This window comes from Pseudomonas sp. GW822-FHT02G04, assembly GCF_058802085.1.
Window position 1 is genome coordinate 1 of record NZ_JBXANU010000041.1, and the last position, 22,021, is coordinate 22,021.

General features: G+C 60.5%; 21 protein-coding genes. 8 read left to right on the plus strand and 13 right to left on the minus strand.

Annotation, left to right across the window (positions count from 1 at the left end):
• Positions 1 to 89: 89 nt before the first annotated feature.
• Complete coding sequence (locus tag AC1RO5_RS29605) at positions 90 to 1,019, minus strand: AraC family transcriptional regulator (RefSeq protein ID WP_493179241.1); 930 nt, start codon at positions 1,017 to 1,019, stop codon at positions 90 to 92.
• Positions 1,020 to 1,355: 336 nt separating this feature from the next.
• Here AC1RO5_RS29605 and AC1RO5_RS29610 point away from each other — a divergent pair, with 336 nt between their 5' ends.
• Together AC1RO5_RS29610 and AC1RO5_RS29615 are read left to right on the plus strand one after the other, a co-directional pair.
• Positions 1,356 to 1,709 carry a putative quinol monooxygenase gene (locus AC1RO5_RS29610; protein ID WP_493179243.1) on the plus strand — a complete coding sequence of 118 codons (354 nt, stop codon included), beginning with the start codon at positions 1,356 to 1,358 and terminating at the stop codon, positions 1,707 to 1,709.
• A 41-nt stretch (positions 1,710 to 1,750) separates the two neighbouring features.
• Positions 1,751 to 1,981 carry a hypothetical protein gene (locus AC1RO5_RS29615; protein ID WP_007938844.1) on the plus strand — a complete coding sequence of 77 codons (231 nt, stop codon included), beginning with the start codon at positions 1,751 to 1,753 and terminating at the stop codon, positions 1,979 to 1,981.
• On the opposite strand, the gene AC1RO5_RS29620 is transcribed toward AC1RO5_RS29615, so the two are convergent.
• On the minus strand, positions 1,953 to 2,612 hold the full coding sequence (locus AC1RO5_RS29620; RefSeq protein WP_493179246.1) for a flavin reductase family protein: 660 nt from the start codon (positions 2,610 to 2,612) through the stop codon (positions 1,953 to 1,955). The genes AC1RO5_RS29615 and AC1RO5_RS29620 overlap by 29 nt on opposite strands.
• A 349-nt stretch (positions 2,613 to 2,961) precedes the next feature.
• Complete coding sequence (locus tag AC1RO5_RS29625; protein WP_493179247.1) at positions 2,962 to 3,153, minus strand: hypothetical protein; 192 nt, start codon at positions 3,151 to 3,153, stop codon at positions 2,962 to 2,964.
• Between the two features lie 210 nt (positions 3,154 to 3,363).
• Here AC1RO5_RS29625 and AC1RO5_RS29630 point away from each other — a divergent pair, with 210 nt between their 5' ends.
• On the plus strand, positions 3,364 to 4,119 hold the full coding sequence (locus AC1RO5_RS29630; RefSeq protein ID WP_493179249.1) for a COG4705 family protein: 756 nt from the start codon (positions 3,364 to 3,366) through the stop codon (positions 4,117 to 4,119).
• Between the two features lie 96 nt (positions 4,120 to 4,215).
• On the opposite strand, the gene AC1RO5_RS29635 is transcribed toward AC1RO5_RS29630, so the two are convergent.
• From AC1RO5_RS29635 to AC1RO5_RS29650, 4 genes are all read right to left on the minus strand, one after another.
• Entirely contained in the window at positions 4,216 to 5,535 is a 1,320-nt protein-coding gene (locus AC1RO5_RS29635; protein ID WP_493179250.1) for an MFS transporter, read from the minus strand.
• A gap of 291 nt (positions 5,536 to 5,826) precedes the next feature.
• The gene (locus AC1RO5_RS29640; RefSeq protein WP_493179252.1) at positions 5,827 to 7,161 is read right to left on the minus strand and encodes a sigma-54-dependent transcriptional regulator; all 1,335 of its coding nucleotides are present in this window, start codon (positions 7,159 to 7,161) and stop codon (positions 5,827 to 5,829) included.
• Positions 7,161 to 8,921 (minus strand): sensor histidine kinase, encoded by a 1,761-nt coding sequence (locus AC1RO5_RS29645; RefSeq protein WP_493179286.1) that lies wholly within the window; start codon positions 8,919 to 8,921, stop codon positions 7,161 to 7,163. Before AC1RO5_RS29645 ends, AC1RO5_RS29640 begins: the two co-directional genes overlap by 1 nt.
• Before the next feature lie 216 nt (positions 8,922 to 9,137).
• Positions 9,138 to 10,661 (minus strand): fumarate hydratase, encoded by a 1,524-nt coding sequence (locus AC1RO5_RS29650; protein WP_007938826.1) that lies wholly within the window; start codon positions 10,659 to 10,661, stop codon positions 9,138 to 9,140.
• A 475-nt stretch (positions 10,662 to 11,136) separates the two neighbouring features.
• Between AC1RO5_RS29650 and AC1RO5_RS29655 the strand changes: the two genes are divergently transcribed.
• The 3 genes from AC1RO5_RS29655 to AC1RO5_RS29665 all read left to right on the plus strand — a co-directional run bounded on the left by AC1RO5_RS29655 (position 11,137) and on the right by AC1RO5_RS29665 (position 14,055).
• Positions 11,137 to 12,243 carry a GGDEF domain-containing protein gene (locus tag AC1RO5_RS29655; RefSeq protein ID WP_493179253.1) on the plus strand — a complete coding sequence of 369 codons (1,107 nt, stop codon included), beginning with the start codon at positions 11,137 to 11,139 and terminating at the stop codon, positions 12,241 to 12,243.
• On the plus strand, positions 12,236 to 13,171 hold the full coding sequence (locus tag AC1RO5_RS29660) for an iron-sulfur-binding ferredoxin reductase (protein ID WP_493179255.1): 936 nt from the start codon (positions 12,236 to 12,238) through the stop codon (positions 13,169 to 13,171). The genes AC1RO5_RS29655 and AC1RO5_RS29660 overlap by 8 nt, the downstream gene beginning before the upstream one ends.
• 134 nt (positions 13,172 to 13,305) lie before the next feature.
• Complete coding sequence (locus AC1RO5_RS29665) at positions 13,306 to 14,055, plus strand: enoyl-CoA hydratase-related protein (protein ID WP_493179256.1); 750 nt, start codon at positions 13,306 to 13,308, stop codon at positions 14,053 to 14,055.
• A gap of 166 nt (positions 14,056 to 14,221) precedes the next feature.
• Here the strand turns inward: AC1RO5_RS29665 and pyk are convergent, their stop codons facing one another.
• On the minus strand, positions 14,222 to 15,673 hold the full coding sequence (gene pyk / locus AC1RO5_RS29670; protein WP_493179258.1) for a pyruvate kinase: 1,452 nt from the start codon (positions 15,671 to 15,673) through the stop codon (positions 14,222 to 14,224).
• Between the two features lie 192 nt (positions 15,674 to 15,865).
• Between pyk and AC1RO5_RS29675 the strand changes: the two genes are divergently transcribed.
• Both AC1RO5_RS29675 and AC1RO5_RS29680 read left to right on the plus strand, forming a co-directional pair.
• The gene (locus tag AC1RO5_RS29675; RefSeq protein ID WP_493179259.1) at positions 15,866 to 16,240 is read left to right on the plus strand and encodes a tetratricopeptide repeat protein; all 375 of its coding nucleotides are present in this window, start codon (positions 15,866 to 15,868) and stop codon (positions 16,238 to 16,240) included.
• Positions 16,241 to 16,480: 240 nt separating this feature from the next.
• Positions 16,481 to 16,840, plus strand: a complete 360-nt coding sequence (locus tag AC1RO5_RS29680; protein ID WP_493179261.1) for a PilZ domain-containing protein — start codon at positions 16,481 to 16,483, stop codon at positions 16,838 to 16,840.
• 157 nt (positions 16,841 to 16,997) lie between these two features.
• On the opposite strand, the gene AC1RO5_RS29685 is transcribed toward AC1RO5_RS29680, so the two are convergent.
• The 5 genes from AC1RO5_RS29685 to AC1RO5_RS29705 form a co-directional block, all read right to left on the minus strand.
• Positions 16,998 to 17,378 (minus strand): DUF6124 family protein, encoded by a 381-nt coding sequence (locus AC1RO5_RS29685; RefSeq protein WP_493179288.1) that lies wholly within the window; start codon positions 17,376 to 17,378, stop codon positions 16,998 to 17,000.
• A gap of 279 nt (positions 17,379 to 17,657) precedes the next feature.
• Complete coding sequence (locus AC1RO5_RS29690; protein WP_493179263.1) at positions 17,658 to 17,906, minus strand: hypothetical protein; 249 nt, start codon at positions 17,904 to 17,906, stop codon at positions 17,658 to 17,660.
• 142 nt (positions 17,907 to 18,048) lie between these two features.
• Complete coding sequence (locus tag AC1RO5_RS29695) at positions 18,049 to 19,380, minus strand: DUF58 domain-containing protein (RefSeq protein WP_493179265.1); 1,332 nt, start codon at positions 19,378 to 19,380, stop codon at positions 18,049 to 18,051.
• A 187-nt stretch (positions 19,381 to 19,567) separates the two neighbouring features.
• Entirely contained in the window at positions 19,568 to 20,569 is a 1,002-nt protein-coding gene (locus tag AC1RO5_RS29700) for an AAA family ATPase (protein WP_493179266.1), read from the minus strand.
• A gap of 103 nt (positions 20,570 to 20,672) precedes the next feature.
• The gene (locus AC1RO5_RS29705) at positions 20,673 to 21,860 is read right to left on the minus strand and encodes a Fic family protein (protein ID WP_493179268.1); all 1,188 of its coding nucleotides are present in this window, start codon (positions 21,858 to 21,860) and stop codon (positions 20,673 to 20,675) included.
• Positions 21,861 to 22,021: the final 161 nt, after the last annotated feature.

Below are 22,021 nucleotides of genomic sequence, written 5' to 3' on the forward strand. Positions count from 1 at the left end.
CCCCCCCCCCCCCCCCCCCCCCCCCCCCCCCCCCCCCCCCCCCCCCCCCCCCCCCCCCCCCCCCCCGCTCCTACAGGGTGTGAATCTGATTACACGGTCAACCGCAACCGCGCCAAATCCCGCAGCGGCGGCGCCCCGAACAATCGGCTGTACTCCCGGCTGAACTGCGAAGGGCTTTCATACCCCACCCGATAACCCGCCGCCGACGCTTCCAGCCCTTCGGCCAGCATCAACCGTCGCGCTTCTTGCAGGCGCAGCTGTTTCTGATACTGCAGCGGACTCATTGCCGTCATCGCCTTGAAGCGGTGATGCAGTGTCGACACGCTCAGGTTCACTTCCCGCGCCAGATCATCGATGCGCAGCGGTTGCTCATAATTGCCGTTGAGCCATTTGATCGCCTGGCTGATGCGATGGCTCTGGCTGTTGGCGATGGCAATCTCATACAGCCGATGCCCCTGCTGGCTGCGCAACAGCCGATACAGAATCTCCCGACGAATCAGCGGCGCCAGCATGGCGATGTCTTTCGGTGTGTCCAGCAAACGCACCAGGCGCAGCACGGCGTCGAGCATGGCTGCGTCGATCCGCTCGACATACAGGCCGCGACTGGTGGGCCGTGTGGGCACGCCGATGGGGCCGGCGTCAGCAATCAGCGCGGTGATTTCCGCCGGGTCGATGTCCAGCCGAACGGCGAGAATCGGTTCTTCGGGCGAGGCATTCACCACCCGTCCGCTCAAGGGCATCGAGACTGACACCACCAGGTAATTCAGCGGGTCGTAATTGAAGTGCTCGTCCGCCAGCCGAACTTCCTTGCGCCCCTGGGCCATGATGCACAGGGCCGGTTGGGCCAGCCCCGGGGCGAAATCATGGGATTTGCTGTGACGCGACATGAACAGCGAACCGACGGCGGTGGCATAGGAGCCATCGTCCAGCGTGTTGCGGCGGATCAGGTCGGCCAGTTCCGCGCGCTGTTTCTCCATGTCGGCGGGAAGCGGAGCCTGAAAGTGATCGAGCGACGACATGCAGGGAATCCTCCGTGAAGTGTTGGTCATGGGCCGAGCTTAAATTTGTGCAAGGGACAGCGGTAGACACATCCTGTCAAAAGCTTGCCTGATTCTGCGCGGGGTGAATACGCGGCGCTGTTATGGCAGGACAATGCCGGTGAAACTTGCTTGAAAGTCATGTGGCAATGGCGTGACAGGGTTTTACACATTGTTACAGGCGTTTGCTGCAGCCGCGCAGAATTGTGCAATAAGCCGGCAGAAATCGACTAACGGTGACTGTGATGCGCCGCCTAATCTTGGATCCTGTCGCAGCCCGTCCCACGGCTGCCACTCGACTCCCTGGGAGGGTTGAACATGTCTACGCAGATCCCCGTCAGTCATATGGCCTTCGTTCGCGCCCGCGCCGGGCGTTCGGCAGAACTCGGTGCGCGCCTGAGCGCCCTGATCGAGCCGTCGCGCAATGCGCCGGGTTGCCTGAGCTTCGCCCTGCAGCACTCGCAATGTGATCCCGAGCTGTGGCTGGTGTCCGGTTTCTGGGTCAGCCAACAGGCCATGACCGCTTACTTCGGCAGCCCGGCGATGCAGATTTTTGCCGAGCTGGTGCAGGATATGGTGGTCAACAGCCTGGATTTCCATACCTTCAAGGATGTCTCGGCGGCCCAGGCCCTCGGCCAGTCCCAGGCAGCGGTACACAAACTGGCCGGTTGAGGGTTTAATGGCGCAACTCTCCATTAGCCAGGATCCGCGACATGGCACGTAAAGCCTTTGAACACTTTGAAGCCGTTTCAGCAGTAGTACCGGGCGAGGGCGGTTACCACGCCGCGATTGCCGTCAAAGCCCTCGGTGGTTCCGGTGCCCCGGTTTTTCACAAAGTGCTGGAAGGCCAGACTTTCAAGACCGCTCATGAAGCCGACGAGGCCGCAGCCAAAGAGCTGACCCGCCTCAAAGACGTTAAAGAAGACGCCGACCTGCTCTGGTAATCACTTGACCGCCCCCCGGGCGGAACATCTTGAACAGTGCCTCTGGCCCCAGCTGAAAATAATCCGCTGGCCCGCCGCCGCGCAGAATCGGTTCTGCCGCGGCGGTGTCGTACACCCCATCCTTCAACAGCCATTTGGCAATGTGCACGGCGACCACTTCGCCGAGAATCAGCCAGCTCGGCACCACTTCCTTGTTGGCGCGTTGCAACTGAATGATCTGCGTGACCTTGCACTCGAAGGACACCGGGCTTTCGGCGACCCGTGGCACCTGAATGATTTTCGACGCGGCGGTGGTCAGCCCGGACAGTTCGAACTCGTTGACCTCCGGCCCGACCATGGCACAGCTCTGGTTCATCTGCTCGGCCAGCGGACGCGTCGCCAGGTTCCAGGCGAATTCACCGGTCTGCTCGATGTTGTTCAGGCTATCTTTGCGCCCGACGCTGGAAAACCCGATGATCGGCGGAATGTAGTTGAAGGCATTGAAGAAGCTGTAGGGCGCCAGGTTCAGGCGACCGTTGGCGTCCTGGGAGGAAATCCAGCCGATGGGACGCGGGCCGACGATGGCGTTGAACGGGTCGTGCGGCAGGCCGTGGCCGTTGGCGGGTTCGTAGAAATGAATGTCGTCGGGCATGGAGTGAATTCCTGGGGTGTTCGGGATGGCAAATAGTGCAGGCCGTATCGGGTAAATTCCAGCTCGGGATGTTGTTACTGCAAATAGATCCCAGAAATGACTAAGCCCGGCAAAAGCCGCAATACCGTTCACTTAAGAGCGTCTTGAGTCAGAGAAACCTGTGGCGAGGGAGCTTGCTCCCGCTTGAGTGCGTAGCACTCACAAAAATCGGCAATGGTTGTCAGATTTTTGGGGCCGCTACGCAGCCCAGCGCGAGCAAGCTCGCTCGCCACAAAGGTAGGCATGACTGGGAGTGCGTTCAAGTGAACAGCATTGCGGCCAAAGCCGGGCTGTGTGGTGCGTTCAGCGATCAGTTGGTGCGGGCAGCGTCGGTGCGATCGACGCTGTCGGTAGCGACTTTGGCTGCGTCGGTGCGGCTGTCGCCAGCGGCGTTGCTTTGCGCGGTGAAGATGGCGGAACCGGTGCGGTCGTAACCGTCGGCGGCGAAGGTATTGGCGGCCAGCACGGAGAGGGTCAGGGCGAGCATCAGTTTGGTTTTCATGGTGGTAACTCCAGTTTGCATATCGCAGTGAATTGATCGACGGGGGGCAGGATGAGTACCGGGCATTAACCACCGATTAATCGCGCTCTTTTTCCCGAGTGACAGAATTTTCATCCTGCACTTACCTATTTTTCACTGCTCCATCGCCAGTCTGCGCACCGGTCCATAACCCGAAGAAACGACCGTCACGAACACTGGAGCTTTCCTTGAATGAATAAACTTCCTCAGATCACCCTGGCGTTCTGGGTGATGAAAATCTGCGCGACGACCCTGGGTGAAACCGCGGGGGATTTGTTGTCGATGACCCTCAATGTCGGTTACGCCATCAGCTCGCTGATCCTGATCAGCATCTTTGTGCTGACGCTGGTCACGCAGTTGATGTCCAAAACCTACAAACCGGTGCTGTACTGGATCGTGATTCTGTCGACCAGCACCGCTGGCACCACCATGTCGGACTTCATGGACCGCACCCTTGAATTGGGCTACGCCACCGGTTCGATGATCCTGATTGCGATTCTGCTGGGGATTTTCGCGGCCTGGCGCTTGAGCGGCGATTCGCTGAACGTCACCAAGGTCCAGACCTTCCGTGGCGAGATGTTCTATTGGATGGCGATTCTGTTTTCCAACACCTTGGGCACCGCACTCGGCGATTACCTGGCCGACGACTCGGGCCTGGGTTTTGCCGGTGGCGCACTGTTGATCGGCTCGACCATTGCGCTGGTGGTGCTGTTGAAATACTTCACGAAGATTTCGTCAGTGCTGCTGTTCTGGGTGGCGTTCGTGCTGACGCGGCCATTCGGCGCAACCTTGGGCGACTTCCTGACCAAACCCCATGCAAAGGGTGGCCTGGATTTCGGCACCATCGGTTCGTCGCTGGTGTTGGCGGGGATTCTGGTGGTGATGATTGCGGGGGCGTCTTACGTGCAGGGCAAGTACGCGAAGCAGACGGCGGCCGAGTTGACTTGAGACTTCGCGGGCAAGCCTCGCTCCTACAAGTGCCTTTGTAGGAGCGAGGCTTGCCCGCGAAGAGGTCGCAACAGCCACCATCAATGCGACTGTTAGTCAGTCCGTCTCGATCCGCGAATGCTTGCGGGTGTCTTTCATGGTCACATACACCAGCAACGACACCGCGATGCACGCCGTGACATACCAGTAGTAACCGGTTTCCATGCCGATGCTCTTGAACCACAGCGCGATGTATTCAGCGGTGCCGCCGAAGATCGACACGGTCAATGCGTACGGCAGGCCAACGCCCAGGGCGCGGATTTCGGTGGGGAACAGTTCGGCTTTGACCACTGCGTTGATCGAGGTGTAGCCGCTGACGATGATCAGCGCCGCCATGATCAGGAAGAACGCGCCCCACCAGGTCTGGATGGTGTGCAGGGTGGTCAGGATCGGTACGGTGAACAGCGTCCCTAGAATGCCGAAGGCAATCAGGATCGGCCGACGACCGACTTTATCCGACAGCCCGCCGATGATCGGTTGCAGGCACATGAACAGGAACAGCGTGGCCGCGGAAATCGTGGTGGAGTCGGAAATGCTCATGCCGACGGTGTTCACCAGGTATTTCTGCATGTACGTGGTGTAGGTGTAGAACGCCAGCGTGCCGCCCATGGTCAGGCCGACCACGGTCAGCAGTTCCTTGGGATGGCGCAGCAAGGTGCGCATGGCGCTTTCTCGGGCTTTCTCTTTTTTGGTGAACGACTCGGTTTCTTCCATGCCACGACGCAGGTACAACGCGACCACGGCACACAGCGCGCCAATGGCGAACGGAATGCGCCAGCCCCAGGCGTACAGCTCTTCGGTGGTCAGGAAGTTTTGCAGCACGATCAGCACACCCAGGGCGATGAGCTGGCCGGAGATCAGCGTCACGTACTGGAAACTCGAGTAGAAGCCGCGACGTTCCTTGGTCGCCATCTCGCTGAGGTACGTCGCCGAGGTGCCATATTCGCCACCTACCGACAAACCTTGTAGCAGGCGGGCGAACACCAGCAGGATCGGCGCGCCGATACCGATGGTTTCATAGCCCGGGCTCAGGGCAATCAGCAGCGAGCCGAAGCACATCAGGTACACCGACGCCATGAGCGCGGCTTTACGGCCGGCCTTGTCGGCGTAGAGGCCCATCAGCCAGCCACCAATCGGGCGCATCAGGAAACCCACGGCGAAGATCGCGGCGGTGTTGAGCAGTTGGGCGGTGGTGTCGCCTTTGGGGAAGAAGGCTTTGGCGAAGTACAGGGAGAAGGCGGCATAGACGTACCAGTCGTACCACTCGACCATGTTGCCGACAGAGCCGCTGAAGATCGATTTGATCCGGCCGGCAGTGGTTTTTTCTTTGACCGGCGCGGCGGCCGACCCAAGAGGCAGGGCGTTGGAGTTATCCATTGAAGGATCCTTCGTTTAATTGTTTTTGTGGAGCGCGTATAAACGCAGCCTGCAGGGGCTATAGCAGGAGCTGTGCCAAGGGGAGGAGGGCCGGTTTAGAGGGGGTGAGAGGTTTTGTTGAGCGGAAATCCGCTCATTGTAGAGGGCGTGTGAGCGGAAAATTGCTTATTCCAGGCCTGGATTGATCGTTCCCACGCTCTGCGTGGGAATGCCTCTACGGACGCTCCGCGTTCGGCTTTGGGACGCAGAGCGTCCCGGGCTGCATTCCCACGCAGAGCATGGGAACGATCATCAGCTGTCCTGCAAAAACATTTCCCGGCTCAACCCATGCCGCTGCATCTTTTCATTGAAGGTACGACGCGGCAGTTGCAGTTCTTCAAGCACCGCTTTCACATCGCCCTTGTGCCGGGTCAGTGCCGCGCGCAAGCAATGCGCTTCGAAGGCTTCCTGCTGCGCCGCCAGTGACTGGCCGGGATCGATCCCTGCTGGTTCCGGTTCGCCGAGGCCCAGCACCTGGCGCTCGGCGACGTTCGCCAGTTCGCGCACATTGCCCGGCCAGTCGTGGCTCAGCAGATGGCTCAATTGCGGCCCGCTCAACGGTGGAAAGGTACGGCCAAGACGTTCGGCGGCACTTTGCGCGAAGAACTCGAACAACAGCGGAATGTCTTCACGCCGATCACGCAACGGCGGCAGCCGCAGCTCGGCGACGTTCAAGCGATAGGCCAAATCCTCGCGAAAACGCCCGGCCCGGGCTTCATCCAGCAAGTCGGGTTTGGTCGCGGCGATGATCCGCAAATCCACGCGGATGCTCTGATTGGAGCCCAATCGCTCAAGCTTCTGTTCCTGCAACACCCGCAGCAGTTTCACCTGCTGCGCCAGCGGCATGCTTTCGATTTCATCGAGAAACAGTGTGCCGCCGTCGGCGTATTCGAGCTTGCCGATGCGCTTGCCCTGGGCACCAGTGAACGCGCCACTTTCATGACCAAACAGTTCGGCCTCGAACAGCTGCTCAGGAATCGCTGCGCAGTTCAACGCGACGAAGGGTTTGTCGGCGCGGGGACCGAAGTCGTGCAGGCAGCGGGCAACCAGTTCCTTGCCGCTGCCGGTTTCGCCACGGATCAACACATTGACCGGCAACGTCGCCAGATCCAGCACTTGCCGGCGCAGCGTCTGCAAACCACGGGACACCCCCAGTAAGGTGGCATCGAGTTTGGCGCGATTGTCGGCCTGCTCGTGCAGGGCGCGGTTTTCCAGCACCAGCCGGCGTTTGTCCAGCGCCCGGCGCAGGCTGCTCAGCAGGGTTTCCGGGCTGAAGGGTTTTTCAAGGAAATCGTAGGCGCCATCGCGCATCGCTTCGACGGCCATCGGCACATCGCCGTGACCGGTCAGCAAGATCACCGGCAAATCGGCGTCGCGCCGCTGCACTTCGGCCAGCAGCTCCAGCCCGGTCATGCCGGGCATGCGCACATCGCTGAGAATCACCCCGGGGAAGTGTTTCGGCAGTTGCGCCAGGCACTCATCGGCGCGGCTGAACAGCTGCACCTCGAACCCCGACAGGCTCAGCCACTGTTCGACGGCGCTGCGGATGCTGCTTTCGTCATCGACCACCATCACCGAATTGAGCATCAGGCAGCTACCTCCAGATCAATGGGCAACGTCAGGGTGAACACCGCGCCTTTTTCGCCATTATCGGCGCTCAGGCGTCCGCCCGCTTCGTGGACGATGGCAAAGGACACGGCCAGCCCCAGGCCCAGGCCATCACCCACCGGTTTGGTGGTGAAGAACGGATCGAACACCTGGCTCAAATGTTCTTCGGCAATGCCGCCGCCATTGTCGATGACACTCAGGCGCCACAGCTGTTCGTCGGCCTCGAGGCGAATCTCCAGACGCTTGCAGGGTTTGCCCTGCATGGCGTCCAGGGCGTTGCGCAGCAGGTTGATCAGCACCTGTTCCAGACGAATCGCATCGCCACGCACCCACGCCGGTCGGGTCAGATGCAGCACCAGGCTGACCTGCTCATCGCGCAGGCGCGCGTCGAGCAATTGCAGGGCCTGATCCACCACCGCCGCCAGATCCAGCCGCTCGCGCAAACCGCTGGGGCTTTTGCGCGCGAAGGTTTTCAGGTGGCCGGTGAGGGCGGCCATGCGCGTGAGCATGTCGTCCACCGGTTTGAGCGCCTTGTAGGCGTCGTCGACCCGGCCGTGATCGAGTAGCAACCTCAGCGTAGCAAGCTGCATGCGCTGGGCGGTCAGCGGCTGGTTGATTTCATGGGCCAGCGCTGCGGACATTTGCCCAAGGGCCGCGAGTTTGGCCGATTGCACCAGCCCGTCCTGGGCGGTGCGCAAATCGCGGGTGCGTTCTTCCACCAGTTGCTCGAGTTCTTCACGGCTGCGCTGACGCAATTTCGCCAGCCGCCAACGTTGATTGAGGAACAACAACAGAAATACCAGCGTCAACCAGGCGCCGGCAGCGGCGAGCCCGGCGTTGCGGCGGTCTTCGAAGGCGATTTGCGGGCGACGCAACAGGTGCAGCGTCCAGCCTTCGGCGGCTAGCGGCAGGGATTCCCAGAGGTAATCCGCCGTTCCGTCGGGGCCGTCGACTCGGGTCAGCGCACTGTTGTCGTCGAAGCGTCGCACCGATTGATACTCAAGCGGGGTTAGCGGTTGTTTGTCGTATTGCCGGGTGGCTTTGAGCTCGGCGCGGTCGCTGTCGTTCAGCGGTTTCAATTGGCGATAGCGCCAGCCCGGCTGGTTGGCGATGAAGATGATCCCGCGCGCATCGCTGACCAGCAACGTGTCGCTGCCCTGACGCCATTCGCGCTCAAGCTCCGGGAACTCCAGTTTCACCACCATGGCACCGAGGAACTCGCCACTGTCGCCGGTCACCGCGCTGGACAGGAAGTAACCGGGAATGCCACTGGTCACCCCCACCGCGTAAAAGCGCCCGGTGCCCTGGGTGCGGGTCTGGCTGAAGTAAGGGCGAAAACCGTAGTTGTGGCCGACGTAACTGCTGGGCAAACGCCAATTGCTGGCGGCCACGGCCAGGCCGGTGCGGTCGAGCAGTTCCAGGGTCGAGGACTGCGCGGCGCCGTTGATTTTTTCCAGTTTGCGATTCAGTGCGTCTTGTTGCTCAGGCGTTACCGGGCCATCGAGCGCGGCGCGCAACTCCGGGTCCAGCGCCAATACGGCGGGCAGCGCGCGGTAGCGGTCGATCAGGGTGTGCAGGGAATTGGCGTACAGCGCCAGTTGCTGGTTGGCGCGGGCGGCGTCTTCTTCCTGCGCCTGACGCTCGGCGTGGCGGATGGCCAGAGTGGCGGCGAGGACGGCACCGGCGACGATCAGCAGGGTGTACAACGACAGACGCAGGGTACGGGAGGTCGGCAGCATGCTGGCGCAAACAGAGAGTAGGTCGGGCGGGCACCATACCATGCAGGTGATCGGCTCGGCGTCCTGTTCGCGCACTCACCAATCGTTCGGGCGACTAACAGGCTTGAGAGTTGCCAAAGTACCAGGTTTTTCTATCGCGAACGGTTTGGACACTGGATAAAAAAACGGCCGGGTCATCCATAACGATGAACCGGCCGCTTTGGCAGACTGAAGCGCTTACTGCACTTCTACCGCCAGGCTTTCGCTGATCTTTTGCTGCCAGATCGCAGGGCCGGTGATGTGTACCGACTCACCCTTGCTGTCCACCGCAACGGTGACCGGCATGTCTTTAACGTCGAACTCGTAGATCGCTTCCATGCCCAGTTCGGCGAACGCCACCACGCGCGACTTCTTGATGGCTTGCGCCACCAGGTAAGCCGCGCCGCCGACTGCCATCAGGTAAACGGCTTTGTGGTCCTTGATCGCTTCGATCGCGGTAGGGCCGCGCTCGGATTTGCCGATCATGCCCAACAGGCCGGTTTGCTCGAGGATCTGACGGGTGAACTTGTCCATCCGCGTGGCGGTAGTCGGGCCGGCAGGACCAACCACTTCTTCGCGCACCGGATCGACCGGGCCGACGTAGTAGATGAAGCGACCTTTCAGGTCCACCGGCAGGGTTTCACCCTTGTTCAGCATCTCGACCATGCGCTTGTGCGCGGCGTCGCGACCGGTGAGCATCTTGCCGTTGAGCAGGACGGTTTCGCCCGGCTTCCAGCTCTGCACTTCTTCCGGCGTCAGGGTGTCGAGGTTGACGCGACGGGCCGACGGGCCGGCTTCCCAGACGATTTCCGGGTAGGCGTCCAACGGTGGTGCTTCCAGGGAGGCCGGGCCGGAACCGTCGAGCACGAAATGCGCGTGACGGGTGGCAGCGCAGTTCGGGATCATGCACACCGGCAGGGAGGCGGCGTGGGTCGGGTAATCCATGATCTTCACGTCGAGCACGGTGGTCAGGCCACCCAGGCCCTGGGCACCGATGCCCAGTTGGTTGACCTTCTCGAACAGCTCCAGGCGCATCTCTTCGATACGGTTCTGCGGGCCGCGTGCTTTGAGCTCGTGAATGTCGATGGATTCCATCAACACTTCCTTGGCCATCACGGCGGCTTTCTCGGCGGTGCCGCCGATGCCGATGCCGAGCATGCCCGGTGGGCACCAGCCGGCGCCCATGGTCGGAACGGTCTTGAGCACCCAGTCGACGATCGAGTCGGACGGGTTGAGCATGGCCATTTTCGACTTGTTCTCGGAACCGCCGCCCTTGGCCGCCACGTCCACTTCCACGGTGTTACCCGGAACGATGGAGTAGTGGATAACGGCCGGGGTGTTGTCCTTGGTGTTTTTACGAGCACCCGCCGGGTCGGCGAGGATCGAGGCACGCAGGACGTTTTCCGGCAGGTTGTAAGCCCGGCGCACGCCTTCGTTGATCATGTCGTCCAGGCCCATGGTGGCGCCATCCCAACGTACGTCCATGCCTACACGCACGAACACGGTCACGATACCGGTGTCCTGGCAGATCGGGCGGTGGCCAGTGGCGCACATGCGCGAGTTGATCAGGATTTGCGCGATGGAATCGCGGGCTGCCGGCGATTCTTCACGCAGGTAGGCCTCGTGCATCGCCTGGATGAAATCCACGGGGTGGTAGTAAGAAATGAATTGCAGGGCGTCGGCAACGCTCTGAATCAGGTCGTCTTGCTTGATCACGGTCATCGAGTCGCGCTCCTCTAAAAGACGGGAACATTCAATAAGGTGCCTGCGGCTTGGGTGCATCGGTCGGTCGCAGACACCTTTCAAGGCACGCCGGGCATGCTGGCGCGACGCTAAAAAGGCGCGGCAGTATACCGCGCATCAAAGGCGGGTACATCCGTTGACAGTCAAACGTTGGTCGCATACCGCCCACACATGGATAGAAGGGCTTTTGTGGCGAGGGAGCTTGCTACCGCTCGGCTGCAAAGCAGTCGTAAACCCTGCAACCGCGATCTATCGAAAGAATGCAGGGGGCCGCTGCGCAGCCCAGCGGGAGCAAGCTCCCTCGCCACAGGTGCCCCGAGTCCGGGTCATGGGTTTGACGCCAGATTTTCGCCCCAAAAATTGAATGGTCATTTATCAGACTCGCCACTAAAGTGGCATCCGGCCTGTAGAGTAGGACACTCGATCAGCCTCCTTTCGCACGGTGAATCAACGATTGACCCATAACGCCATCCAGCGGCTTTTGCTCAAACGCTTTGCCCTCGCGGCCGGCACCTATGCCCTGGCTTTGCTGCTGGTGTGGCTGGCGTTTTTCACCGGTCATTACGACGACTCCCTTGCCGGCATGGTGATCGGCAGCGTGTTGACGGTGTTCAGCCAGGCCGTGTTGTTCGCGGTGTTTTACAGCGGCGCCAACCTGCGCTGCTCCGACCCCAGCCTGACCGAAGTGCAAATACTGCTGGGGCTTGGATGGCAAACCTGGCTGATCGCCCATCTGGACGAGGCCCGTGGTGCGTTTCTGGTGTTTTACCTGCTGATCCTGTTGTTTGGGTTGTTTCATTTATCGCGCATGGCTTTTGTGCGTTGCGCGTTGCTGGTGTTTTTCAGTTTCAGCGCCGTCACGTTATGGGAGCTCTACCACTTCCAGATGCACGACCCGACGCAGGCCCTGTTGCAGGTGTGCGTGCTGTTTGTGGTGCTCGGCTGGCTAGTGCTCTATGCCCGCTACGTCCAACTGTCGCGCCAGCGTATGCGTCAGCGGCGGTTCGCCTTGCAGGCGCATCAAGACACCCTGCGCGGAATGATGCGCCAGCTCGAAGGCCTGGTGGCGACCGACGAACTCACCGGGCTGTTCAACCGCCGGCATTTCCTGCGCCTGGCCTCTCGAGAGTTGAGCGCCATGGAAGTCGGTGTCGTGCACGGTTTGGCGCTGATCGACCTCGACCACTTCAAACGCATCAACGATGTTCACGGCCACGCCGCTGGCGATCAGGTGTTGCAAGCGTTCGCCGGGGTGGCCACTGCCTGCCTGCGCGATGGCGATATTCTGGCCCGTTATGGCGGTGAAGAGTTCGTGGTGCTGTTGCCCGATTGCGATGCCGAGCGCCTGACGGCGTGTTGCGAGCGTTTGCGCATTGCCTTCATGGATGTCGAATTGGTCGGCCTGGAGGTCGCCCACCTCAGCCTGTCGGCGGGCATGACCTTGCTGGAACTGGGCGACGATCTGGATCACGCCTTGCACCGCGCCGATCAGGCGCTGTACCGCGCCAAGCGTGACGGCCGTAACCGTTGCGCGGCCGCCTGGGAGAATGTCGATGCCTGAGTTACGGGTCGGCGAGCGCCAATGGGCAGTGGAGGCGGGCAGCAACCTGCTCGATGCCTTGAATCAAAACGGCGTGTCGGTGCCCTATAGCTGCCGCGCCGGCAGTTGCCATGCGTGCCTGGTCAAATGCGTCGAGGGCTTGCCCAGCGACAGCCGTCCCGATGCCTTGAGCAATGAACAGCGCCAGCAGGGTTGGCGGTTGGCCTGTCAGTGCCAGGTAGTTGACGATCTGCAAGTCGAAACCTTCGACCCGCTGCGCGATGGCCTTGCCGCGCAAGTGGTCGCCAGCGATTGGCTGAGCGCCAGCGTGTTGCGTTTGCGCCTGACCAGCGAGCGACCGTTGCGCTATCAGGCGGGGCAGCATCTGGTGTTGTGGGCGGGGCAGGTGGCGCGGCCGTATTCCCTGGCCAGCCTGCCGGAAGAAGACCGCTTTCTGGAGTTCCACCTCGATTGCCGTCAACCGGGGGAATTCAGTGATGCGGCGCGTCGGCTGAAAATCGGTGATCCGATCCGCCTCGGCGAATTGCGCGGCGGTGCGCTGCATTACGATCCGGACTGGCACACCCGGCCGCTGTGGTTGCTGGCGGCCGGCACCGGTCTGGGGCCGTTGTTCGGCATCTTGCGCGAAGCGTTGCGGCAGCATCACCAGGGCGCCATCCGCGTCATTCACCTGGCCCATGATGCCAGTGAGCATTATCTGGCCAAACCCCTGCAAGCCATGGCCGAGGGCCGTGAAAACCTTAACGTCGAGCTGTGGACGGCGGCCGAGTTGCCCGCGGCTTTGGCACAACTGCGCCTTGTTTCCCGGCAAACCCTGGCCTTAGTCTGCGGAGCACCCGACAGCGTCGACGCCTTTGCCCGGCGCCTGTACCTGGCGGGTTTGCCGCGCAATCAACTGCTGGCGGATGTCTTTGTCCCCCATGGTTGAGCGCTGATTGTTGTGGCGAGGGAGCTTGCTCCCGCTGGGCTGCGTAGCGGCCCCAAAAGTTTGTGAGCGCTGCGCACTCAAGCGGGAGCAAGCTCCCTCGCCACAGTTGATCCTCTCTCAGATCAGGACTCGCCATGCCCGATGCCATCCGATTTGAACGCGAGCGCGGTTTGCTGACCCTGCGCCTCAACCGCCCCGAAAAGAAAAACGCCCTGACCCGCGCCATGTACAGCCAACTGGCGGAGGGGCTGCGACTTGCCGACAGCGATCCCGAGATCAAAGCTGTGCTGATCACCGGCAGCGCCGAGTGCTTCACGGCTGGCAACGACATCGGCGATTTTCTCCAGCAACCCCCCAGCAACCTCGACAGCCCGGTGTTCCACTTCATGCTCCAGTTACTGGAGTGCCGCAAACCGGTGATCGCCGCCGTGGCCGGTGCGGCGGTGGGGATCGGCACGACGATGCTGCTGCATTGCGATCTGGTTTACGTCAGCAAAGACGCGCGGTTGCGCATGCCGTTCGTCAATCTGGGGTTATGCCCGGAGTTTGGTTCCAGCCTGATCTTGCCGCGTTTGCTCGGCCATGCCAAAGCGGCGGAGTTGCTATTGCTCGGCGAAGGTTTCAGCGGTGAACAGTCTGCCGCGTGGGGGATAGCGACTGAGGCCTTGGGCAGTGGCGAAGCAGCGTTGGCCAAGGCGCGGGAGATGGCGTTGCGTTTCGAGTCGTTGCCGCCGGAGGCGGTGCGCATCAGCAAGCAATTGATGAAAGCACCGGGTCGGGAACAGCTGCGCAACGCAATAGAAGAAGAGGGCGCGTTATTCACCCAACGGCTGCGTTCGCCGGAGGCGATTGCGGCGTTGTCAGCGTTTATCAGCAAACACTAGCCGATCGTTCCCACGCTCTGCGTGGGAATGCAGCCCGGGACGCTCTGCGTCCCAAAAGCCGAACGCGGAGCGTCCGTTGAGGCATTCCCACGCGGAGCGTGGGAACGATCACCAAAAAGCCCCGCCATTCACATGGCGGGGCTTTTGTTTTTCAGCGAGCGGTCACTCAGACCATCGGGTCGCCAACGTGCAGGATTTTCATCCCGTTGGTGCCGCCGGTGGTGTGGTAGCTGTCGCCCTTGGTCAGGATGACCCAGTCGCCTTTCTCCACGACGCCGCGTTTGAGCAACTCGTCGATCGCGGCCTGGCTGACTTGCTCGGCCGGCAAGGATGCCGGGTCGAACGGTACGGTGTAGACGCCACGGAACATGGCCGCGCGGGCCTGGGCTTCGCGGTGCGGGGTGAACGCGTAGATCGGCACCGAGGAACGGATGCGCGACATGATCAACGGCGTGTAGCCACTTTCGGTCAGGGCGATGATCGCCTTCACACCCGGGAAGTGGTTGGCGGTGTACATCGTGGCCAGGGCGATGCTCTCGTCGCAACGTTCGAACGTCTTGCCGATGCGGTGGCTGGAGGTCTTGCTGGTCGGGTGCTTTTCAGCGCCGATGCAGATGCGCGCCATGGCTTGCACCGCTTCCAGCGGGTACAGACCAGCGGCACTTTCGGCCGACAACATCACGGCGTCGGTGTAGTCGAGCACGGCGTTGGCTACGTCGGACACTTCGGCGCGGGTCGGCATCGGGTTCTGGATCATCGACTCCATCATCTGGGTCGCGACGATCACGGCCTTGTTGTGGCGGCGTGCGTGCAGAATGATTTTCTTCTGAATGCCCACCAACTCGGCGTCGCCGATTTCCACACCCAGGTCACCACGGGCAACCATCACCGCGTCGGAGGCCTTGATCAGGCCGTCGAGGGTTTCGTCGTCGGCCACGGCTTCGGCGCGTTCGATCTTCGCCACCAGCCAGGCAGTGCCGCCGGCTTCGTCGCGCAGTTGACGGGCGTATTCCATGTCGGCAGCGTCACGCGGGAAGGACACGGCGAGGTAGTCGACTTCCATTTCGGCAGCGAGCTTGATGTCGGCCTTGTCTTTCTCGGTCAGGGCCGGCGCCGTCAGGCCACCACCGCGACGGTTGATGCCTTTATGGTCCGACAGCGGGCCGCCGATGGTCACGGTGCAGTTCAGTTCGGTGGCGGTGGCGGTATCGACGCGCATCACCACGCGGCCGTCGTCGAGCAGCAGCTCGTCGCCCACGCCGCAGTCCTTGACCAGGTCCGGGTAGTCGATGCCGACCACTTGCTGGTTGCCTTCGGTCAGCGGATGGCTGGTGGAGAAGGTGAACTGGTCACCGATCTTCAGCTCGATCCGCTTGTTGGCGAATTTGGCGATACGAATTTTCGGGCCTTGCAGGTCACCCAGCAGGGCGACGAAGCGGCCGTGCTTGGCTGCGAGGTCACGCACCAGCTTCGCGCGAGCCTTGTGCTCGTCGGGGGTGCCGTGGGAGAAGTTCAGACGGGCGACGTCCAGGCCAGCCAGAATCAACTGTTCAAGAACTTCCGGCGAGTTACTGGCCGGGCCAAGGGTAGCGACGATTTTGGTACGACGGACGGACATGCAAAGACTCCTGAGTTCAAGCGCTAGCAGAGGCTACTATGGTCCTGAGGTGTAGTCATTGTTCGTTTGCACTACTTTTTTGCGAAGAACTTGGTTATTGCCTTCTTTATTGAACCCCGCAACTTTGCAGCACGCCATCCTGAAGATTTCCGACAACGGGTCGATACAGAGCGCAAGACAGGAGATCCCCCTATGCGATTCGCGCTCATTGCCGTCCTTGCCCTCAGTGCTGCGGGCTGCACCCGTTGGTCGATGGACCATCATCTGAATAATGCCTACAGCGCCTACGAGCGTGGCAACTGCGAGCAGGTGATGCTCGAACTGTCCAAGGTCGATCGCGAAAGCCGTTCCCGTCGTTACGTGCAGCCGGAAGTGACGATGATGCGCGGCCAATGCCTGGAGCGGCAGAAGCTGTTTATTGATGCGGCCCAGACCTACCAGTTCATCATCGCGGCCTACCCGCAAAGCGAATATGCCTACCGCGCCCGTGCCCGGTTGGAAACCCTGGAGAGCCTGGGGCATTACCCGACTCGCAGCGCGGCGCAGGTACGCCCGACCCGGTTCTGATTGAGGTTTTCCTACAAAGGCTGGCTGACCGGCGGTGGTGAGCTATAGTCGAATAGATCGATTTAGAGCCTTGTTTCTAATCGACGTAACACCTGTGATCGGCAGCAGTAAGTGACAGCGGAAGGATGGACTGTCGCACCAGGATCGGGGAGAGCGCGCCCATGCCTCTATCTATAGAAGCAGGCCCGTTCCGAAGCATTAGTGCGGCCCTGCTTAAGGGCCTTGCATGGCGAATAACGCATGTTCACTGACCGCCGGATCGAGCGGCATCAACTGCCGTATTTTCTGAGAGTGTTCAACAGCGTCACCGACAAACCCATCGGCTTTCTGGGCAACGTGTCCGCCGACGGGCTGATGCTCATCAGCCAGTTGCCGATGATGGTGGGCGCCGACTTTGACCTTCGAATAAAAATCCCCGCCAGCGACGGCTGCCAGCAGGTCATTGACCTGGCGGCCTGTTGCCTGTGGTGCCATGAAGACGCAACCCCCCACCATTACGACGCCGGATTCAGCCTGCAACGGGCACCGCCGGAATATGGGCAACTGATGGAGGCGTTGACGCAGTACTTCAGCTTTCAGCCGTTGCCAGCCTCTGCCTGACAAGCCCGCGGCCTGTAGCAGCTGGCGCAGCCTGCGTTCGGCTGCATAGCAGTCGTAAAACCGAGGCGCACGGTCTACCTGATTCACCGCGAGTGCTGATTTTACGACTGCTGCGCAGCCGAACGCAGGCTGCGCCAGCTGCTACAGGGATTCGTCGCTACGTCGTTTTAATCGCCTTCTCGTTATCCAGCGACCGCTCCACCAGCATCAACCCCAACTCACTCATCCGATAAATCGCCATGGCCAGATGTCGCGGCTTGTCGTTCAGGCTTTCAGCCAGATCGAGCAGCAGAAGGCTGACCGTCGAAAAGGTTTCGTAGGTCTCGATGGTCAAGGCTTCGGGATTGGCATCGGGGACAACGGTGAACATTTTCATGGATCGTTCCTCGGTGGGGCGTTCGTTGGCAAAACACGGCTCAGTGCTTTCCCGTTTGAGATAGTGATCTAGAGCCCTGTTGGCAGCTTCTTGGAGTTTTCTTGAGTCGAGGGTTCCGTAGGGGGAACGCGGGATGGTATTGAGTGGATTGGGTCGAGGCATCAACACGGTTAACTCCTTGTTGGAGCTGCCGCCGATTCGGAGGTAGACGAATGGACGGCAGCGAGGGAAGGAGAACCTTATGTCGGGACGGACACCACCCACAATCAGCCGGGTCGCTGACACTTGTAGGCAGATGCGCTTCATTCTGTAGCCGTTAGCGCTGCTATTCGAGAAGTCGGGAGGAGGACAACAAGCAGATTACTGACCATGAACGTCAGTTGTTACCCGATGAGAGGCATCGGGTAATAGCCGAGGAGAATTACGACTCTTGATGGTTAGCTAGTCATTAGGGTCATGCTTTTTTGGAACCTGTGAATCTTTAAAATCGGTGGAGATAGAAATAAGTGCCAAAGAGATGAATTCTTGGTTTCGATCTATCGTTTGCAATGCACATCGGATGTTATCCGCTACTTCGGTAGCCCCTCGTTGCGCCACCCAATTCGATAGTTCTTCTATAGCGGCACCCAAAGCCAGTTGGTTCTCATTGATCTGCGTTAGCACTGAAGCAAATAGGTTTGTCTCGTCCATGATTGATTCCTTGTGATAGAGCTTTCAGGTTGTTGAGTGGGATTGGTTTTCGTAAGTGCCCGGATTGAGGGCCTGTCGTACGTGCTCGCACGTCATATTCATGTAGACATCGAGATATGACGATTTTATATACGATTCGACGTTACATCGTCCCAGCTTTTTTCCACCCCAAATACGCCGTCACCAACTCGGCCCCCAACTCCCCGGGCCGAGCATCCACCACCGGCACCCCATGAGCACTCAACCGCTCATGGAGCTGCGCCCGATCATTCAAATAATCCACCGTCCCACAATAGGCCAGCGCCTCCGGCAAGGTTTGCACCGGCGTTTGCCGCAGGCTGTCGAGCAAGTCTTCGCGCAGGCTCGCCACTAGCACCCGATGCAGCTTGCTCAGGCGTTTAACCGCAGTGAGCAGTTCTTCATCGTCTTCGTCCCGCAGGTTGGTGACCAGCACCACCAGCGCCCGACGTTTTTGTCGGGCCAGTAGCTGTGTGGCGGCGGCCTGGTAATCGGCGGGGCGCTGGGTGCTGTCGAGGTCGTAGACGCTGTTGAGCAATACATTGAGTTGGCCGCTGCCTTTGACCGGGGCTAGGTAATGCGGCCGGTCACTGGCGAAGGTGCTCAGTCCTACCGCATCGCCTTGGCGCAACGCGATGTAGCTGAGCAACAGGCAGGCATTGAGTGCGTGATCGAAATGCGCGAGCTCGCCGTCCTGGCTGCGCATGCGCCGGCCGCAATCGAGCATGAAGATGATTTGCTGGTCGCGCTCGTCCTGGTACTCGCGGGCGATGGGCGTGCGTTGGCGGGCGGTGGCTTTCCAGTCGATCTGGCGCAGGCTGTCGCCTTCACGGAATTCGCGTAGCTGATGGAATTCCAGGCCCAGACCGCGACGCTGGCGTTGGCGCACGCCGAGCTGGCTGAGCCAGTTATCCACCGCCAGCAACTGACCGCCGTAGAGGCGGGCGAAATCGGGGTAGACGCGGGTGGTGTCGAGGATGTTGAGCAGGCGTTTGTCGGACCACAGGCCCATTGGGCTGGGCAGGTAGATTTCGCAGTGTTCGAAGCTGAAATGGCCGCGCATGAACGGGCGCAGGCGGTAGCTGATCTGGCTCTGTTGGCCGGGTTGCAGTTCGACCGACAGGGGCAGGTTTTCGAAGCTCAGGCCGTCGGGTACGTGGTCGAAGATCTGAATGTTCAGTGGCTGGGTAAAATTATGCTCGACCTCCAGTCGCACTTCGCTCCATCGACCGAGCGCCAGGCTGCCGGGCATTTGTCGCTGCAGGCGCGGTGAGGGCAAACGCTTGAGGCGAATGGCGTCGAGTATCGCCAGGGCCAGCAGGGCTAGCAGTAATCCCCAGTTGATCGATAAAAGGCTTGATGGAACGGCGATGTCCAGCGCCCGTAAGGCGCCCAGCGCGGTGCCGATAGCCAGCAAGGCCGCAAGCCAGGCCAGTAGAAGCCGGGACGGTTTCATCGGCACACAGTTCCTGTGGCAAAAGAGCTTTTTGTGGCGAGGGAGCTTGCTCCCGTTCGGCTGCGTAGCAGTCGTAAAAAAGATAGGCGCGCTTTATCTGATATTACGCGTCGTCTGGTTGTGGGGCCGCTTCGCAGCCCAGCGGGAGCAAGCTCCCTCGGCACAGGGGTGGTCCGCATGGCCATGTTCACAGGCGTGGTGCCGGCACTTGGTCGAGCAGTTGCTTGAGCACCTGATCGACGTCCAGCCCTTCGATGTCCAGCTCTGGGGCAATCCGCACGCGGTGACGCAGTACCGCCAGGGCGCAACCTTTGATGTCGTCGGGAATCACGAACTCGCCCCCGCGCAACAAGGCGCGGGCGCGGGCGCAACGTGCCAGGGCGATGGAGGCGCGAGGCCCGGCGCCAAGGGTCAAGCCTGGCCAGGTGCGAGTGGTGCGAGTCAGGCGTACGGCGTAATCGAGCACCTGATCGTCCAGCGGCAGGTCACTGGCAATGCGCTGCAAGGCCAGCACGTCCTTGGCTTGCAACACAGTGCGCAGCGGTTGCACATCAAGCATGTCGGCGCGGGTCGAGCGGCTGACCTGGCGCACCATGTCCAATTCCTGATCGGCCTCGGGGTAGTCCATGCGCACCTTGAGCATGAAGCGGTCGAGTTCGGCTTCCGGCAACGGATATGTGCCTTCCTGTTCGATGGGGTTTTGCGTGGCCAGCACCATGAACGGTTGCGCGATGGGCAGGGCGCGGCCTTCGAGGGTGACCTGGCGTTCCTGCATGGCTTCGAGCAGCGCGGCCTGGGTTTTTGCCGGGGCGCGGTTGATCTCGTCGGCCAGCAGCAGGTTGGTGAACAACGGGCCTTTGCGCAGTTTGAATTGCTCGGTTTGCAGGTCGTAGACCGCATGACCGGTGACGTCGCTGGGCATCAGGTCCGGGGTGAACTGAATGCGGGCGTATTCGCCACCGAAGCAACGGGCGAGGGCGCGCACCAGCAACGTCTTGCCCAACCCCGGCACGCCTTCGAGCAGCACATGGCCGCCGGCGATCAGGGCAGTGAGCACATCGTCGATCACGGTGCTCTGGCCGATCACCGCTTTTTGCAATTCCGCTCTTACCGCCTGGGCCAACTGGCTGGCGCGCTGGCGCTGCTGGGCGGCGTGGGTCTGGGTGCCGGGCTCGATCTGTTCACTCATCAATTCAAGTTCTCCTAAGTGCGAAAATTGGGAAACTTGCAAGCCCAGGCACGTTTCCTCCCCTTGAATCTCAAGCGGCTGACGGCTGAGTCACCGCCATAACTTAGCCTATTTGGAAATGCAGGTTTGGAAAGATCAATCCGGCGAAGCGTGCGGGCAAACCCGCTTCCACCGTGCGAGATCTGGGGGTACTACTGACCACTATGCCCGTTTCGATCAAGTGGCTCAGTTCTTCCGTTGCAAGTCGATCCTTCAAACCTGTGAATATCTTGAACTCCGCACGCGGCATCGCACCTTGGGTGAGAAGAGCTAACACAGCAGCTGCACTGGTGGGTCTGATGCCGGCACGGCGAAGGTCAGGATCCGTTGAGAACACATGAACAACTTGCTCGCGTAGCCTGGCTGGGTTGAGCGAGGTCGTCATGTACTCAATCTGGTCGTGGCAGACATCGAGCATGAACTCGATGAAGTTGAAGTAGTGACGCTGTGAGAGTTGGCCGCGCCCGTCATAGTCACCTTCACGACGGCGATCAGCCAAAGCCAAGAAGCGATAGTACTCATCCTGCCTTCGAGCGAGGCCACGAGACAGTGACCAGAGGAAAGGTTTTAGCCCGAGGTGAACAAGTTGCAGGTGGGTGAGCATCCGAATCACTCGGCCATTACCATCAAGGAAGGGGTGAACAAGCGCCACACGGTGATGGCCTGCCAGGGCCGCGATCAATTGGCGCCGCGGATCCTTTATTCGCCCGTAGTGCAGCTGCAGATGTTGAAGCATGGGCAATACAGCTGCGGCAGCCGGAGCGACATGCGCACCAACCTGGACCTGCTCATTCTCTTCGGCCCGCAGTCTGCCTGCTTCCATCATGCGACCATCGCCTAAGGTCAGTTCCTCGGTTGATGCGTCCTTGAACAGTCGACGATGGATGGTAGCGATCAACTTGGGGTCGAACATAGTGGAGAAGCTATCTGTTCGACGCATGCGAAGTACACGCTCCATCACCTCTTGCTGAGTCATGTGTTGCACGGCAAGCTCTTTGAGCTCCTTTCTTTCCCGTTTCGGTGTCGTGCGAGCAGCCTGGAGGTCAGCGATCTCGGTTCGATGTCCTTCGATCAGATTCGAGTAGTAGGTATTGGTGATGCGCAACAGGCCCGCCAGTTGCTTCGATGTCTCATCGGCGAGCCGTCCGGCAAGAAATTCTGCCTTGCGCGGCAACTGATCCGCGGCCTGAATGATCGAGTCGGGCAGATTTTCTGGCAGTACTGGGTCAAGGAACGTTTTCGAGGTAATCATCGTTTTGCTTCCAGAGAACACAAACGGCTATTTTTTTTCGGCAATGTCTGCGGAAATTTATGCGGAAAATAAATCGGCCGATAACGCCAGTAATTACTAGGTTTTGTGATGCCTTACGATAGAAGATTTTCAGCATTTTTGCGGATTTTTCTGCGGAAAAC